This is a genomic window from Corallococcus macrosporus DSM 14697, from assembly GCF_002305895.1.
GTDB classification, from domain to species: domain Bacteria; phylum Myxococcota; class Myxococcia; order Myxococcales; family Myxococcaceae; genus Myxococcus; species Myxococcus macrosporus.
Map to the genome: position 1 here is coordinate 8,534,888 of NZ_CP022203.1, position 14,653 is coordinate 8,549,540.

11 protein-coding genes are annotated in these 14,653 nt (G+C 69.8%); 2 read left to right on the forward strand and 9 right to left on the reverse strand.

Annotation, left to right across the window (positions count from 1 at the left end; genetic code table 11):
• The first annotated feature begins 107 nt into the window (after positions 1-107).
• On the forward strand, positions 108-1,349 hold the full coding sequence (locus tag MYMAC_RS34745) for a glycosyltransferase family 4 protein (RefSeq protein WP_095961190.1): 1,242 nt from the start codon (positions 108-110) through the stop codon (positions 1,347-1,349).
• Here MYMAC_RS34745 and MYMAC_RS34750 read toward each other — a convergent pair.
• Complete coding sequence (locus MYMAC_RS34750; protein WP_095961191.1) at positions 1,280-2,473, reverse strand: glycosyltransferase; 1,194 nt, start codon at positions 2,471-2,473, stop codon at positions 1,280-1,282. The genes MYMAC_RS34745 and MYMAC_RS34750 overlap by 70 nt on opposite strands.
• A gap of 21 nt (positions 2,474-2,494) precedes the next feature.
• Entirely contained in the window at positions 2,495-2,971 is a 477-nt protein-coding gene (locus MYMAC_RS34755) for an RNA polymerase sigma factor (RefSeq protein WP_157770492.1), read from the reverse strand.
• A 430-nt stretch (positions 2,972-3,401) separates the two neighbouring features.
• On the opposite strand from MYMAC_RS34755, the gene MYMAC_RS34760 reads away from it, so the two are divergent.
• Positions 3,402-6,791, forward strand: coding sequence for a MopE-related protein (locus tag MYMAC_RS34760; protein WP_095961193.1), 3,390 nt, complete (start codon positions 3,402-3,404; stop codon positions 6,789-6,791).
• 78 nt (positions 6,792-6,869) lie between these two features.
• On the opposite strand, the gene MYMAC_RS34765 is transcribed toward MYMAC_RS34760, so the two are convergent.
• From MYMAC_RS34765 to MYMAC_RS34795, 7 genes are all read right to left on the reverse strand, one after another.
• On the reverse strand, positions 6,870-7,667 hold the full coding sequence (locus MYMAC_RS34765; protein ID WP_204817227.1) for a hypothetical protein: 798 nt from the start codon (positions 7,665-7,667) through the stop codon (positions 6,870-6,872).
• Positions 7,668-7,769: 102 nt separating this feature from the next.
• Positions 7,770-8,834: a cysteine hydrolase family protein gene (locus tag MYMAC_RS34770; protein ID WP_095961195.1), complete on the reverse strand. Its 1,065-nt coding sequence runs from the start codon at positions 8,832-8,834 to the stop codon at positions 7,770-7,772.
• 58 nt (positions 8,835-8,892) lie between these two features.
• A complete protein-coding gene (locus MYMAC_RS34775; protein WP_095961196.1) occupies positions 8,893-10,770 on the reverse strand; it encodes a hypothetical protein in 1,878 nt (625 codons plus the stop codon).
• Positions 10,771-10,774: 4 nt separating this feature from the next.
• Positions 10,775-11,578: a protein phosphatase 2C domain-containing protein gene (locus tag MYMAC_RS34780; protein WP_095961197.1), complete on the reverse strand. Its 804-nt coding sequence runs from the start codon at positions 11,576-11,578 to the stop codon at positions 10,775-10,777.
• Positions 11,579-11,788: 210 nt separating this feature from the next.
• Positions 11,789-12,490, reverse strand: coding sequence for an NUDIX hydrolase (locus tag MYMAC_RS34785; protein ID WP_013937153.1), 702 nt, complete (start codon positions 12,488-12,490; stop codon positions 11,789-11,791).
• A gap of 41 nt (positions 12,491-12,531) precedes the next feature.
• Positions 12,532-13,539: a diacylglycerol/lipid kinase family protein gene (locus MYMAC_RS34790; protein WP_095961198.1), complete on the reverse strand. Its 1,008-nt coding sequence runs from the start codon at positions 13,537-13,539 to the stop codon at positions 12,532-12,534.
• 84 nt (positions 13,540-13,623) lie between these two features.
• Positions 13,624-14,628, reverse strand: a complete 1,005-nt coding sequence (locus tag MYMAC_RS34795; protein WP_095961199.1) for an SDR family NAD(P)-dependent oxidoreductase — start codon at positions 14,626-14,628, stop codon at positions 13,624-13,626.
• Between the last annotated feature and the right edge of the window lie 25 nt (positions 14,629-14,653).

Below are 14,653 nucleotides of genomic sequence, written 5' to 3' on the forward strand. Positions count from 1 at the left end.
CGCGCCCCCTCGGCGGAACGGAAGAAGGGGGAGCGTAAGGGCCCGTGCGGTGAGGGTCAAACGCCCCCGTTTGCCGGGCCGGCCCAAGGCGCGATAGCAACGCGGCTGTGTCTCCCCCGCCCGGCACCGGCATCGTCTACGCGTCGTTCGACCGCTTCCCCTCGCCCAAGGGCGCCGCGGTGCACATCCGCGCCTTCGTGGAGGCCTTGGGGGCGGCCTTTGGCGGCGTGGACCTGGTGGCGCTCCGGGACAACCCCACCGCGCCCGCCGGGCCGCTCGCCCTCTCGGAGGGCGTGACGTACCACCCGCTGGAGTCACGCGGGAAGGACCTGGTGGCGCAGGCCCTGTCGTTCCGCTCGCACCTGGCGGCGTGGTGGCGGGGACGTCCGCGCGCCGCCGTGGTGCACGTGCGCTCCATCTTCGAAGGCTATCCGGTCGCCTGCCAGAAGGAGGCGCTGACGGACGCGCTCGTCTTCGAGGTGAACGGCCTGCCATCCATCGAGCTGAAGTATCACTACCCGGACGTGGCGGATGACGTGGAGCTGCTGCGCAAGCTGGTGGCGCAGGAGGACGTCTGTCTCTCGCGCGCGGACCTGATCGTGACGCCGAGCGAGGTGACGGCGGAGTACCTCGTGACGGCACGGGGCGTGGAGGCCTCGCGCGTGCAGGTGATTCCCAACGGCGCCGACCTGGAGATGTTCCGGTACGCGCCGCCGCGCCCGCTGGCGCCCGGGCGTCCCGTGCGGCTGCTGTACAGCGGCACGATGACGTCCTGGCAGGGCGTGCACCACGCCATTGACGCGTGCCGGCTGCTGCGAAGGGAGCTGCCCACCGTGCTGACGCTGGTGGGGCCGCTGCGCCGGCACGCGCGCCGGGCGCTGATGGACCGGTGCGGAGACCTGCTGCTGGAGGGCGCAGTGGAGCTGCTGGAGCCCCTGCCCCAGGCGGCGCTGGCGGCGCTGCACCATGCGTGTGACGTGGTGCTCGTGCCCCTGCCCTTCAACGACCGCAACTGCGTGCAGGGCTGCTGCCCCCTGAAGCTGCTGGAGGCCATGGCCACGGGCACGCCCGTGGTGGCCAGCAACCTCCCGGTGGTGAGCACCCTGGCCGCGCCGGATGAGGTGATGTTGATACGGCCGGGCTCGGCGAAGGCCATCGCCGAGGCGGTGAAGGCCCTGTGCGCCGACCCCACCCTGGGCCCCGCGATGAGCGCGAAGGCGCGGGCGCGCGTGGAGCGCGACTTCCCGTGGAGCCGCGCGGGTGAGGCGCTGGTGAGCGCCTACGAGGAACGGCTGGGGATGGCGCGAGCCAGCACGCGGCGAAGCACCTCCGCCTCCGCCTGGGCCTGAAAGCGCTCCTCGATGCGCTGACGGGCGGCGGCGCCCATGGCGACGCGCTGTTCGGGCGGCAGGGAGAGCACGTCCAGACACGCCTGCCCCAGGTGATTGAGCAGGGCCTTGGAGACGATGAAGCCATTGCGGCCGGGGTCCACGGCCTCGGGGATGCCGCCCGCGTCGCTGGCGATGACGGGCCGGGCGCAGGCCATGGCCTCCAGCAAGGCGTTGGGCATGCCCTCCCAGAGGGACGGCTGGAGGTAGACGTCGCACAGGCGCAGGTGCGCGGCGATGGCCTCGGGCGAGTCCAGCGGCCCGGAGATGACGATGCGCGCGGCGTCCTCGGGGTGCTCGGCGCGGAAGGAGACGAGGTGCTCGGCGTCACGCGGCCGCACCTCGCCGATGACGAGCAGGCACGCGGGCCGGACGCGGCGCACCTCGGTGAGGGCGGAGAGCAGGAAGGGCAGGCCCTTCTTGTGGCGGAGCTCCCCTGAGAAGCCGAGCACGGCCTCCTCGGGCGCGATGCCCAGCCGGGCCCGCAGCGCGGGGTCCGCGGGGCCGGGCGAGAAGATGCCGGTGTCCACGGCGTTGGGGATGACCTCCACCGCTTCGTCGCGCCCCAGGAGCATGCACATCTTCCGGCCCAGGTCCGCGGAGGCCGCGGTGAGGACGCGGGCGCGCTGCAGCGTCCACAGCAGGCGCGCGAAGTCCCCCGGGGGGAACATGAGCTGGTCCACGTCATTGCCCCGGGCGCTGACGGTGGAGGCGATGCCCACGGACTCGGCGAAGGCGACGGCGAGGAACCCCGGCGGAGCCAGGTAGTGCCCCCACACCAGGTCATAGCGCTGCTTCGCGTGCAGGTAGCCGAGCACGTCGAGCGTGTGCTGCATGGACAGGTCCATGCTGCCGAACAGCCCCAGCCGGTGGAGCGTCACGCCGCGCGCGAAGGGTGAGACGTCGCCGGCGTCCGCCACCGTCTGGAGCGCTCCGGGCGCCGCCGTGCGCGTCCAGGCGAGCACGTCCACCCGTGCCCCCAGCTTCACCAGTGAGCCCGCGGTGCGCGCGCCACTGCGGGCCAGGCCGCCAATGTCGGGCGGGAAGCGTTCAGCGATGAGGAGGACGCGCGGGCTGTCGGACATGGCCGCGCCACGCTACCTCCTTCACGCGTCACCGCCACCCGCGACCTGTGTCTGGAGCCGGCCCAGCATCCGCACCACCGTCTTGCGTGAGACGCCCAGGAGCGCGGCCACCTCCCCCTGGGTGTGCCCCGCGGCGAAGTGCAGCAGGGCCGCCATGAGCGTCCGGGGTGGCTCGGCGCGGGACATCCACTGCAGGTCTCCCGCGGCATCGAGGCTCTCGGCGCTGCCGCGTCCGCCCCGGGGCACGCCCTGCGGCAGAGCCCCCCATGCCCCCATGAGCCGCTCATGCCTGCGCGACCGGGCCCGGCACCGGTCGAGCGCTTTGTGCGTCACCATCTGGTAGAGCAGCGTAAAGACAGAGGCCTCTCCCCGGTGCAGCCCAGGCTGGGACACCATGGCCAGGAACACCTCCTGCAAGACGTCCTCCGCCTCGTGACGGCAGCCCAGCAGGCGCCACGCACGGTGCCGCAAGGCCTTCGCATGGCGACGATAGAGCACGGCCAGGCCTGCCCTGCCGGCACGCGCAAGACACTCCTGACTCAAGGGCATCCACCCCGGCACGACCAACGACGTGGCAATTCCCCGCGCTCCACTCAAGACATTCGCCGAGTGCTCATATTGATAATTGAAAAAGTCAGGCACAGCAAGCCGGGGCCCCTGCCGCCATGCGTTGTCGCTGTCCCAGGAATTCATGCTCGGACGACAAACCATCGCCTCCGGCTCCACGCACCTCACTCGCATGAAAGCCATTTCAACGGCGACCCAGCCCGAGTGAACATTGACACCCCATCTTCAGACGGAGCCTGACCGGACAGTCATTCCATCCCGAAGAGGCAGGGCACGGGAATGGCTCACAGGGAGTCCCGAATTGAAAAGACAGTCCCCCCCATGTTCCACGGAACGTCTCGTCTGGAGAACGGCGGTCCTCATGCTGGCCCTCTGGGGCTGCGGCGGCCCGCAGGAGACAGCCACGGAGCATGAAGAAGCACTGAGTACATCGAACCAGGGCCTTGCGGCATCCGTCCGAGTCACCCAGGACGTGGCGGCGGGCGCCTATCACAGCCTCTTCCTCAAGAAGAATGGCGAGGTCTGGAGCTGGGGCCAGAACACGGCGGGCCAGCTTGGAACGGGCAGCGTCAGCACCACGCCGCAGTCCCAGCCCGCGCAGGTCATCGGCCTCCCCGCCATCAAGGCCATCGCTGCGGGCATCGCTCACTCACTGGCGCTGGATACGAACGGCGAAGTCTGGGCGTGGGGCCAGAATGCCGCCGGGCAGGCGGGGATTGGCAGCACGGGCGGCACCGTGTTGCAGCCGCAGAAGGTGCCCGCGCTCTCCGGGATTCAGGCCATCGCCGCCAACGGCAGCTACTCGCTCGCGCTGGGTGAGGATGGGAGCCTGTGGGCCTGGGGCCAGAACAGCTCCGGTCAGGTCGGGACGGGGAGCACCAGCGTGTCGGTCCACACGCCCACGCAGGTGCAGGGGCTGCCGGCCATCCGCGCCATCGCGGCGGGCCTGAACCACGTCCTGGCGCTGGATACCGAGGGCCGCGTGTGGGGCTGGGGCGCGAACACGTCCGGCCAGACGGGACGGGGCAGCACCAGCACGACCGTGCTGAGCCCCACACTGGTGACGGGCCTGCCACCGGTCCGAGCGATCGCCGCGGGCGCGGGTCACTCCCTCGCGGTGGATGAAGCCTTCGGCAACGTCTGGGCCTGGGGCCAGAACAACTTCGGGCAGACGGGGACTGGCGCCACGAGCACCACGCCCGTCCTGAACCCCACTGCGGTGGGAGGCATCTTCGCCGTCACGGACATCGCCGCAGGTCACTTCTTCTCCCTGGCCATCGTTGGCGAGGGGCATGCGGTGGCGTGGGGACACAACGTCTTCGGCCAACTGGGGAACGGGAGCACGACGGCCAGCGCCATTCCGGTGAGCGTGACGGGGCTCGGTGACGCGCGCGCCGTCGCGGCCGGCGCGCAGCACGCGCTGGCCATCCGTCCGGGGTGCCCGGTGTGGAGCTGGGGCAACAACGGGCAGGGGCAGCTCGGCACGGGCAGCGTCTCCACCGCGCCCACGTCGACGCCGCTGTCGAGCCTCATCATCAACACGTTCTACTTCGACGGCGACATGGACGGCTTCGGGGATGAGTACATCGCCGAGCAGGCCTGTGAGCCGTCACCCGGGTTCGTGGAGGAGTTGGACTGCGACGACTACTCGATGACCACGTTCCCCGGCGCGCCCGAGATGTGCAACGGCATGGATGAAAACTGTGACGGCACCGTGGACGACGGGAACCCCAGCGGAGGTGACACCTGCTCCACCGGCTTGCTGGGAGTCTGCGCCACGGGCACCACGGCGTGCGTCGAAGGCGCGGTGGCCTGTCAGCAGAACCAGACGGCGTCCGATGAGCTGTGCGATGCCCTCGACAACGACTGCGACGGCGAGGCTGACGAGGACAACCCGGAAGGACTCCAGGAGTGCGCGACCGGGCAGCAAGGTGTGTGCGGTGAAGGCGTGACGTACTGCACCCACGGCGCGGTCGAATGCGTCCAGAAGCAGGGCCCTGCGCCGGAGGTCTGCGATGGCCGGGACAACGACTGCAATGGAGAGCTGGACGAAGGCGTGACGCTGGAGACGTGGTACCGCGACGCGGACGGCGACGGCTTCGGCGATGCGAGCCAGCCGGCGCAGGGCTGTGTGCAGCCGGCTGGCTACGTGACGAACGCGAACGACTGCAACGACGGCAACGCCGCCATCCGGCCTGGTGCGGCGGAGACGTGCGACGGGCTGGACAACGACTGCAATGGATCCGTCGACGAAGGCGTGCTGAGCACCTGGTACCGCGACGCGGACGGCGATGGGTTCGGCAACGGTGCCCAGCCCGCGCAGGCCTGCGCCCAGCCCGAAGGGCACGTCGCGAACGCCAACGACTGCGATGACGCCTCCGCCAACGTCCGTCCGGGTGCTTCGGAGGTCTGTGACAGTGTGGACAACAACTGCAACGGCGCGGTGGACGAGGGCCTGACCTTCCAGGCTTGGTACCGCGACGCTGACGGAGACGGATATGGTGCGCCGACGCAGTCGACGCAGGCCTGTTCGCAGCCCGGCGGCTACGTGTCCAACGCCAGCGACTGCAACGACGCGAGTGCCAGCATTCGTCCTGGCGTCTCGGAGGTTTGCGACAGCGTGGACAACAACTGCAATGGCACCGTCGACGAGGGCGTCGGTTCCACGTGGTACCGAGACGCGGATGGCGACGGGTTCGGCACCCCGAGCCAGCCCACCCAGGCGTGCTCGCAGCCGAGCGGCTACGTAGCCAACAACACCGACTGCAACGACGCCACCTCAGGTGCCCGTCCTGGCGGCACGGAGTCGTGCGACGGCGTGGACAACAACTGCAACGGGTCCATTGATGAAGGCGTGAAATCCACGTGGTACCGTGATGCCGACGGTGACGGCTATGGGAGCACGAGCGCGAGCGCGTCCACCCAGGCATGTTCGAAGCCCAGCGGATACGTCTCCAACGCCACTGACTGCAACGACGCCAGCGCCACCATCCGTCCTGGAGCCTCGGAGGTCTGCGACGGCGCGGACAACAACTGCAACGGCTCCATTGATGAAGGCGTGAAATCCACGTGGTACCGTGATGCCGACGGTGACGGCTATGGGAGCACGAGCGCGAGCGCGTCCACCCAGGCGTGTTCGAAGCCCAGCGGATACGTCTCCAACGCCACTGACTGCAACGACGCCAGCGCCACCATCCGTCCTGGAGCCTCGGAGGTCTGCGACGGCGCGGACAACAACTGCAACGGCTCCATTGATGAAGGCGTGAAATCCACGTGGTACCGTGATGCCGACGGTGACGGCTATGGGAGCACGAGCGCGAGCGCGTCCACCCAGGCGTGTTCGAAGCCCAGCGGATACGTCTCCAACGCCACTGACTGCAACGACGCCAACTCCAGCATTCACCCAAACGCCACAGAGGTCTGTGACGGGGTAGACAACAACTGCAATGGCCCCATTGACGAAGGAGTGCTCACAACATGGTATCGGGACGCGGATGGCGACGGCTTTGGAAATCCAGTCATTTCCACACAGTCTTGCACCCGCCCATCGGGATTCACAGCCTCCAACACTGACTGCAACGACAACTTCAATCTCATACATCCGGACCGACCCGAGCTTTGCTATGACGGGATCGACAACGACTGCAACAGCTTGGTCGACAAGCTATGCGAAATATGCCTCTTCACCGCACAGGCAGCCAGCCACACAGGAAAGCCATCGGAACAAATTGAGGCCTGCAGAATATTATAGCCCCAAGCCGCATATGCCTCGATCTCGTAGCGCCGAAAGTGGCCTTCGCCCAGTCGAAGGCCACCTCCTCTCCGCACTTCACTGTCCAAAGCCTCCCAGCGCGGTCCGGCTGAAGCTCGCGGCACCCTGACTCACTCGCGCGGCGGACTGGCTGAACACCTGGAACGCCGCGCGAATCTCCTGGGCGCTCTGCCCTGGCGTGAGAATCCACTTGTCGTCGATGCCCATCTCCCGGAACACGCGCCGGAAGTCCGTGCTCCCATCGTCAATGCCCATCGCCGCGACGATGTGATTCTCCGCCCGCTTCAAGTCCTTCACCAGCGCCGCCACGTCCTTCGCCTTCGCCTGGGTCGAGTGCTGGTCCGAGCCATCCGTAATCAGCAGCGTCACCGTCCGCACCGGCACGCCGTTGGCGCTGAACTCCTGCGCCTTCGCGAGCACCGTGCCCAGCAGCACCACCGCCTGGTCATACAAAGGCGTGCCGCTGTCCGCCCGGTAGTTCTTGGCATGCATCCGCACCACGTCCTCCACCGGCCGGAACGGGTTCAGCACGAAGCCGTTGAGGTAGCGCGTGTGGAAGAGGACGCCGTCCTTCTGCTTGCTCGCCAGCAGCGCGTCCAGCACCAGGTTGTGCCCGTCACACACCGTCTTCGAGTGCCCGGAGTAGTCGATGCTCCCCGAGTCATCCGGCATCACCGTCACCAGCACCACCTCACTGGACTGCACGTCCTCCACGCAGACGCCGAGCCCCGCCTGAATCTGCGCGCCCAGGTCCACCACCGTCAGCGCCTGCAACCCCGCCGGGCTCAGCACGCCCTCCGCGTGGGCGTCATCGAAGAGCTTCCGGATGCCACCGCCATTCGCCTTGCTGCTCATGTCCCGTGCTCCTTCTCCCTCTCCCGAGGGCAGGGCTCCGCCCGTCCCGCGCGAGCGAGCACAGACGAAGCGATTGCTGTGTGCTTTGAAACGCCGCGCCGCTCAGGCGATGCGCAGGTCCGGCCAGCTCGCCAGCGGGTCCGTGGACTTCACCAGGTGCATGCCCGCGTCCGCGAAGCGCTGGAGCGACGCCTCCGCCTGCGGCGTGAAGTCCGCCGCGAAGCCGCCCTTGCCGTCCGGCACCGTCACCGCCGACATGCAGTCCGTCAGCAGGTACACCTTGCGAGCCAGCGCCGCGTCCTGCGCGACAATCTCCCCGAGCAGGTCGTCGATGGAGCTCTTCACGCAGTGGCTGGCCGCCTGCCCTGCGATCACCACCGCGTCCGCGGTCAGCAGCGTCTTGAGGAACTGGGTGTTGCGCTGCGCCAGCGGCTGGCCGTCATGCCGCCCCAGCACCTCCGGGCGCAGCACCGAGTAGTTCTCCGTCAGCGGATTGCCGCCCTTCACCTCCGCCCACGACTGCACGCCCCGCGCGAACGAGTGGAACAGCCGCGCCTCCTGCACCACGCCCGCCAGCGCGTGTCCGTCACTCCCCAGCAGGCAGTGCGGCGGCCACAGGTACAGCGTGTACTTCCCCGCCCGCTCCAACTCCTCGCAGTAGTACTTCACCTGCTTGAGCAGCCAGGGGTAGTTGCCGCCGCACAGCCACTTCGCCATCGCGGGGTTGGGCCGCGCCTGCCCTCGCTCAATCTGCTCGCGCGTCACCTCGCGGTACGGCGTCAGCGGCTGGTCATCCTGGTCCACCCAGAAGGACGGGAAGAAGATCTGGTACGCGAAGTGGGTATCCAGCGTCGCCGTCACGTTCGTCAGCGCGCCGAGGTTCCGGTAGATGAACTCCGCGATGCGGCGGCTGTCATCCACGGCCCCGCGTCCGCTGCGTCCCGCCACGTAGAGCGAGCCCTCCGGGAAGCAGAAGTCCTTCTGCACGTCGATGAGCAGCAGGTGCAGGTTGAACGTGTCCGTCGCCGACATGGAGACGTCGTTCGCCGCGCGCCAGCCCTGGGCCTCCACCTGGAGCTTCCCCGCGTCAGGGTTGTACCCGAACTGCCCTGCGTGGGCCGCGTCGTAGAATCTCGGAAGCGGAAGCGCCTTCACTTGCGTCTTCATCGTCCTACCTCCTGTGAGGCGTGGAGGCACCCGCTCCACGCGGTTGAGAGAAGTCACTTCAGTTCATTCGCAGCGTGGCGATGTCCCGCTGCCCCACCACCGCCAACCCCTGCCGCACCAGGAAGAGCGAGCTGCCCGCGTCCACGAAGGGCTCCGCGTCGGGGAACTCGCGAACCGCTTCCAGCCGGCCCTGCCGCGGCTCCACGCGCGTGAGCCCGGTATCCGTGGCGCAGAACAACGCCTCGCCCGCCGCGCACCGTCCACGCGGTGCCTGGCCCAGCCAGGAGCCATCTCCCGCCTCCGCCACCGCGCCCGCGCGCACGGCCCCATCGGCGCCCACCACCACACAGTGGTGCAGCGTGCGCCCGCCCACCTCCTCCACCAGGAACAGCCACGCGGAGGTCCCATCGAAGACACAGTCCGCGTCCACCAGCTTCCCCGTGGGCCATGGGAGAGCCAGCCCGTCCTTCAATCCCAGGCGCTCCGCGTCGAAGACTAAGGCGCCGCGAAGTCCTCCCGCGCGGTGGAAGCCCAAGCCGAAGCGAGGCACCACGAAGAGCCGCGTCTGCCCTTCGAGCACGTCGCCGATGCGCTCCGCCCCATGAGCCCCCTCCCGCCACAGCCCGCCCCCCACGGACCAGTACCGGTGCCGCGCGTTGGTGGCGAAGGCCGGCTGGCCCTCTGGCGCATCCACGCCCAGGCGCTCTGGAGTCCTGCCGGGCGCCAGCACCGCCACCTCGCCGCCCCGGCCCACCAACGTCACGTCCCCCTGCAACGCCCAGCGAAGCGACGGGTCCAGCGCCCCGCGCAGCACGACGCGGCCGTCCTCCCGCCGGTACGCGCCCTCCGCGTGGTAGAGCCACCGCAGGGCGCCCTCCTCGTTGCTCGCGTGCACCAACACGCCCCGCGTGGAGAAGAGCCGCGTCGCCGTCACCTGCCCGCGCACCGAGGTCACCGGCGTGGCGGCCGCGGTGGCGTGAGGCCGGCACGTCGCGCACGCCGCGCGCGCATGCTCCAGGCCGCACGAGGCACAGGACGTGAAGCGCAGGCCCTCCAGCAACGGCAGCGGAAAGACGCCGCGCAGGTCCTCCACGAAGACGCGGTGCAGGTGATGCAGCACGTCGTCCGGCAGGGTCGCCAGCGGCAGCGCGGGCTTCGGGTACTGCACCTCCGGATGGAACACGGTGACGCGCTGGAGCACCCTGCCCGCGGGCGTCGTCCTCGCCGCGGGTGTCTTGGGTTTGTGAACGCCGCCGTGCGGTCCCACGCACAGCAGCGACTGCATCACCGCGACGGAATAGGCATACCAATCGCTCTCATTCGACGCGGGCCGATTGGGAACCAGCCCTTGCGTGCCAGCGCTCCCGAGCCGCAGCGGGTCGAGGAAGCGCTCCGTGAACACCGGACAGAGGAACCCACCGAACTGGAAGCTGTCCGCGTCGATGAGGTACGCCTCCGCGGCGCCCACCACGAGCACGTTGAGGTCGTTGAAGTCCCCCACCACCACGCCCGCCCCGTGGACCGCGCTCAGCGTCCGATGCAGGCCGCGCAGCACCTCCACCACCCGCCCGGCCGCGGCGCCCGCCCTGCGGAACGACGGCTCTCCGAAGCGCCGCAGCGGCTCCACGCCGTCCAGCTTGCGCATGGCGTAGCCCAGCACCGTGCGCCCCTGCTTGTCCGTCGCCAGGGCCTGGGGCGACACCACCCGTCCGGGCAACCCCGTCGGGAAGGCGTGCAGCTTGCGCTGATGCTCGTCCAGGCGGACCCGGGCCGCGGCCTGCTCGGTGGGCAGGCCCGTGTAGTCGGGGTGCTCGGGCGGCTTGAACACCTTGAGGGCGCGGCCATCCCCCAGGTCGAACACGTCCGCCTCGCCCCCCTTGCCCAGCGCTCGCGCCGGGTTCAGCCGCACCTTCTTGCCTTCGAGCCAGACGTCCATGACCTCACGCCCTCCCCATGCGGCGGCGCAGCACGACCAACGTGGTGTCGTCCGGTAACAGGCCCGGCGTGCGCACCAGGTGCTGGGAAGCGAAGTCCGCGCGCACGGCTTCGCGGTTGAGCATGGCCAGCCGGCGGCGCAGGGCGTCCGGGTTGGCGAAGTAGCGGTCCTCCGTCCAGAGCCGCGACAGCGGTCCGACGAGCTCGTCCCGCTCCGGCAGCCGCGAGGTGGCCAGCCGCGCCAGGTCCGCCACGCCATCGGTCCCCAGCAGCAGCGCGTGGACCTCGTCGGTGGGAACCAGGGCCTGGACGGTCAGCGGCACCGCGTCCCCGTGCATCAGCGCATAGGCGAGATACGGCGGCGCGTTCCCTGGAAACGGCCCGAGCGGATGCACCTCCCCGTTGAGCGCCCACACGCCATCTCCCGCGGAGAAGACGAGCGTCAGCGCGGGCGTCACCACCGCGCCCACCACGGTGAAGAGGAAGTCCCCCAGCACCTCGCGGCCCAGCGCCCCCCGGAGCTCGCCGAGCAGGGACAACACGTCCGCGCGAAGCCCCGGCAGGAAGGTGGGCGCGTCCACGCGCGCGCCGCTCGCGAGCCGCACCAACGCCGCCTGGGCCAGCCTGCGCGCGCCGAGCTGCGCGCCCATCTCACTGCACGGCTGGCTGCCACAGCCATCCGTCACCACGGCCACCAGGCCGTGCTCGCTGGCCCGGATGCACAGCGCATCCTGGTTGTTGCGTCCGGCGCGGGCATGCTCCCGGCCTGGCACCGAGGCAGCGGCGATGTCGAAGGGCAGCGCGGACATGGCTCTCCCGTGGCCCTGAACGGGCACGTGCGGCGAGACAGACAGCGACACGGCGGCGCGCTTCGGCCCGCGGACACCCCACGGGCAGCGGCCCCTCACGAACCGGGCCAGGCCCATGTTCGTGTCTCAATGACACCAACATAGTGTCCACATGACACGATGTCAATTCAAGCTGGGGTCGCTGCCCTCCAGGACAGGGGGCGCGTCAGGTCAGAGCTCGAAGTTGAAGCCGGCCTTCTCCAACTGCTTGTACTTCTTGTGGTCGAACCGGTAGAGGCGCGCGGCCCGGTGGGAGACGTCCTGCTCCACCTCGTCCAGCTCCTCCAGCAGGTCCATGGCGAGGATCTTCTTGCGGAAGTTCCGCTTGTCGAGCTCCCGCTCCAGGACGACCTCGTACAGCCGCTGGAGCTGCGTCAGCGTGAACTTGGGCGGCAGCAGCTCGAAGCCGATGGGCTGATAGCGGACCTTGCCCTTGAGCCGCTGGAGCGCGGTGCCCAGCACCTCCGCGTGGTCGAAGGCCAGCTTCGGCGTGTCCCAGACGGAGAACCACGCGGCCTCCTTCGCATCCGTTGACGCGTGCGGCACGTGGTCGCTGAGCTTCACCAGGGCGAAGTACGCCACCGTGACGACGCGCCCGCGCGGGTCTCTCCCCGGGGCGCCGAACGTGTAGAGCTGCTCCAGGTGGTTCGGCCGGATGCCCGCCTCTTCCTCCAGCTCCCGGCGCGCGGCGTCGTCGAGCGACTCCTCCATCCGCACGAAGCCGCCCGGCAGCGCCCACCGCCCGGCGAAGGGCTCCACGCCGCGGCGGATGAGCAGGACCTTCAGGTCCTCGTCGTCCAGACCGAAGACGACGCAGTCCACCGTCAGCGCCGGCCTCGGGTACTCATAGGTGTGGCTCACGGGCCCCGGCATAGTGTCCGGGACACACCCGGTCAAGTCGAGGGCGGCGTGGCCTACGGGCGGACCATGCGCGAGAGCTGGCGCCAGTCGACGAGCTGGACGCTCTCCTCGGCCAGGTCGAACTCCAGCGAGCGCCGCATGCCGATGACGTCGCCGCCCATCTGGAAGGGCACTTCGCGGTCGAAGTCCATGCGCAGGCGCTGGACGAACCAGTCATGCATGTGGGGCAGCGGGTGCTCGCCGCGCCAGAGGCGGAACATGTTGCGGGTGGCCTCCAGCACGCTGGCGCCATAGACGCGCACGGACAGCCGGTGGGGCACCGCCTGCGCGAAGGGGAAGGCCTTGAAGCCGAAGCCCCACTCGGGCGTGGTCGCCGCGCCCGCGACGCCCGCGGGCCCGCGGTAGAGGAGCGCGCCATTGTCCCCGTACGGCACGGGCTGCACGGAGCCGCGCGAGTCCACTGTGAGGGCGGGCTCGCCCAGGTTGTAGACGGACACCATGGGGTTGCCCTCGCCGAAGACATGGCGAGGCACCGTCCGGGTGAACATGGCGCCCAGGTAGCCGCGCAGGCCGGCCTGGGTGCTCCGCAACGGCCCGGAGGCGGCGAGCTGGTTCTTGAAGTCCTGAATCATCTCCGCGTCCCAGCCGGTGCCGGCGAAGGGGGCCACCTTGCCCTCCACGCGGACCAGGGCGAAGGGGCGCAGGGGCGGCAGGCGCTCGCCCACCGCGGCAATCTGCTTCAGGGCCTCGGAGGGGCGGGGCGCGCCGGTGACGCGGGCCCAGGCGTTGCCCGTGCCCATGGGAAGCACGCCGATGGCCGGCAGGGCCACGCCCGCCGTGCGCAGCTCGTTGAGCAGCCCGGTAATCGTCCCGTCACCGCCGCCCGCCAGGAGGAGAGAGGGGGGATTGGGGCGGAGCGTCTCCGAAATCCAGGTGCGGGCCTCATCGAGCGAGCGGGTGAGCGCCACGCGAGCCCGGGGCAGGAAGCGCTGGACCAGCCCTCCCATGCCTTCGGAGCCCCGGCGTGCACGCAGGTTGACGAGGACGGCGATGTCATTCATGGCGAGCGGGACTCTCTCCACGCTTTGTCATGGCCCGGTCACGGCGTTGAAACGCGTGACGCGTCGTGACGTTGAAATGACCCTTCAGGCGCCCAGGGCATGGACGAACCGGGCCTTCAGTCCTCGCGGCTCCCGCTTCTGTCCCAGGGTGAACGCCGCCGCGGCCACCCCGCCCGCGAGCAGCAGCCGGCGCAGCCATTGCTTGCCCGCCGCGTGGTAGCCGCCCGAGGTCCCCGTCCCCTCCGCCATGGGACGGAAGAGGGTGCCGGAGGTGTGTCCCTGGCGCTCGTCCTCGAAGTGCTGGGCCTCGGTGACGCCGTTCATGGTCCGCTCGAAGGTGCGCGGCAGCAGGCCGTGCATGGCGGCGAAGCTCCGGGCCGCGGGGCCGACGAAGATTTCGTGCTTGGGGCTGCGGAGGACGCGGAGGATGGCCCGGGCGACGCGCTCCGGCGTGTAGACGGGCTCCACGGGCCGGATGCGCCAGCCGGTGTAGTTGGCGGTGTGCTGCCACAGCGGCGTGTCGATGGCCGCGGGGAGCACGGTGCACACGTCGATGCCGGTGCCGAGCAGCTCCTGGCGGACGGACGCGGAGAAGCCCCGGACGGCGTGCTTCGAGGCCACGTAGGCGCTGACATAGGGCGCGGCGACCGTCCCGAAGGTCGAGGAGACATTGACCAGCGTGCCGTAGCCCTGCCTGCGGAACTGCGCCACGGCGGCCCGGGCGCCGCTGACGGTGCCGAAGAAGTTCGTCTCCATCACCTGGCGGAAGGCGTCGTCTGGGGTCTCCTCGAGGCGGCCCATGAGGTAGACGCCCGCGTTGTTGATCCACGCGTCGAAGTGCCCGAAGGCCGCGCGCGCCTCGTCCGCGAGCCGCTGGACGGCGGCCACGTCGGACACGTCCGTGGGGACGACGAGGGCCCGGACACCGAGCGCCTCGCACTCACGGGCCAGGTCCTCCAGCGGCTCCTCGCGCCGGGCGGCCAGGACGACGTGCGCCCCCTTCTTCGCCAGGGCCAACGCCGTGGCGCGGCCGATGCCGCTGGACGCACCGGTGACGACAACGACTTGGTTCTTCCAGGCTCGCTTCATATCCGCGTTCTCCTCGCCGGGACGA

Excerpts from the sequence above, each read along its gene's own strand:
- MYMAC_RS34785 (WP_013937153.1), bottom strand. The coding sequence starts at position 12,490 with ATGCCGGGGCCCGTGAGCCACACCTATGAGTACCCGAGGCCGGCGCTG.
- MYMAC_RS34780 (WP_095961197.1), bottom strand. The coding sequence starts at position 11,578 with ATGTCCGCGCTGCCCTTCGACATCGCCGCTGCCTCGGTGCCAGGCCGG.
- MYMAC_RS34795 (WP_095961199.1), bottom strand. The coding sequence starts at position 14,628 with ATGAAGCGAGCCTGGAAGAACCAAGTCGTTGTCGTCACCGGTGCGTCC.
- MYMAC_RS34765 (WP_204817227.1), bottom strand. The coding sequence starts at position 7,667 with ATGAGCAGCAAGGCGAATGGCGGTGGCATCCGGAAGCTCTTCGATGAC.
- MYMAC_RS34750 (WP_095961191.1), bottom strand. The coding sequence starts at position 2,473 with ATGTCCGACAGCCCGCGCGTCCTCCTCATCGCTGAACGCTTCCCGCCC.
- MYMAC_RS34775 (WP_095961196.1), bottom strand. The coding sequence starts at position 10,770 with ATGGACGTCTGGCTCGAAGGCAAGAAGGTGCGGCTGAACCCGGCGCGA.
- MYMAC_RS34760 (WP_095961193.1), top strand. The coding sequence starts at position 3,402 with ATGCTGGCCCTCTGGGGCTGCGGCGGCCCGCAGGAGACAGCCACGGAG.
- MYMAC_RS34790 (WP_095961198.1), bottom strand. The coding sequence starts at position 13,539 with ATGAATGACATCGCCGTCCTCGTCAACCTGCGTGCACGCCGGGGCTCC.
- MYMAC_RS34770 (WP_095961195.1), bottom strand. The coding sequence starts at position 8,834 with ATGAAGACGCAAGTGAAGGCGCTTCCGCTTCCGAGATTCTACGACGCG.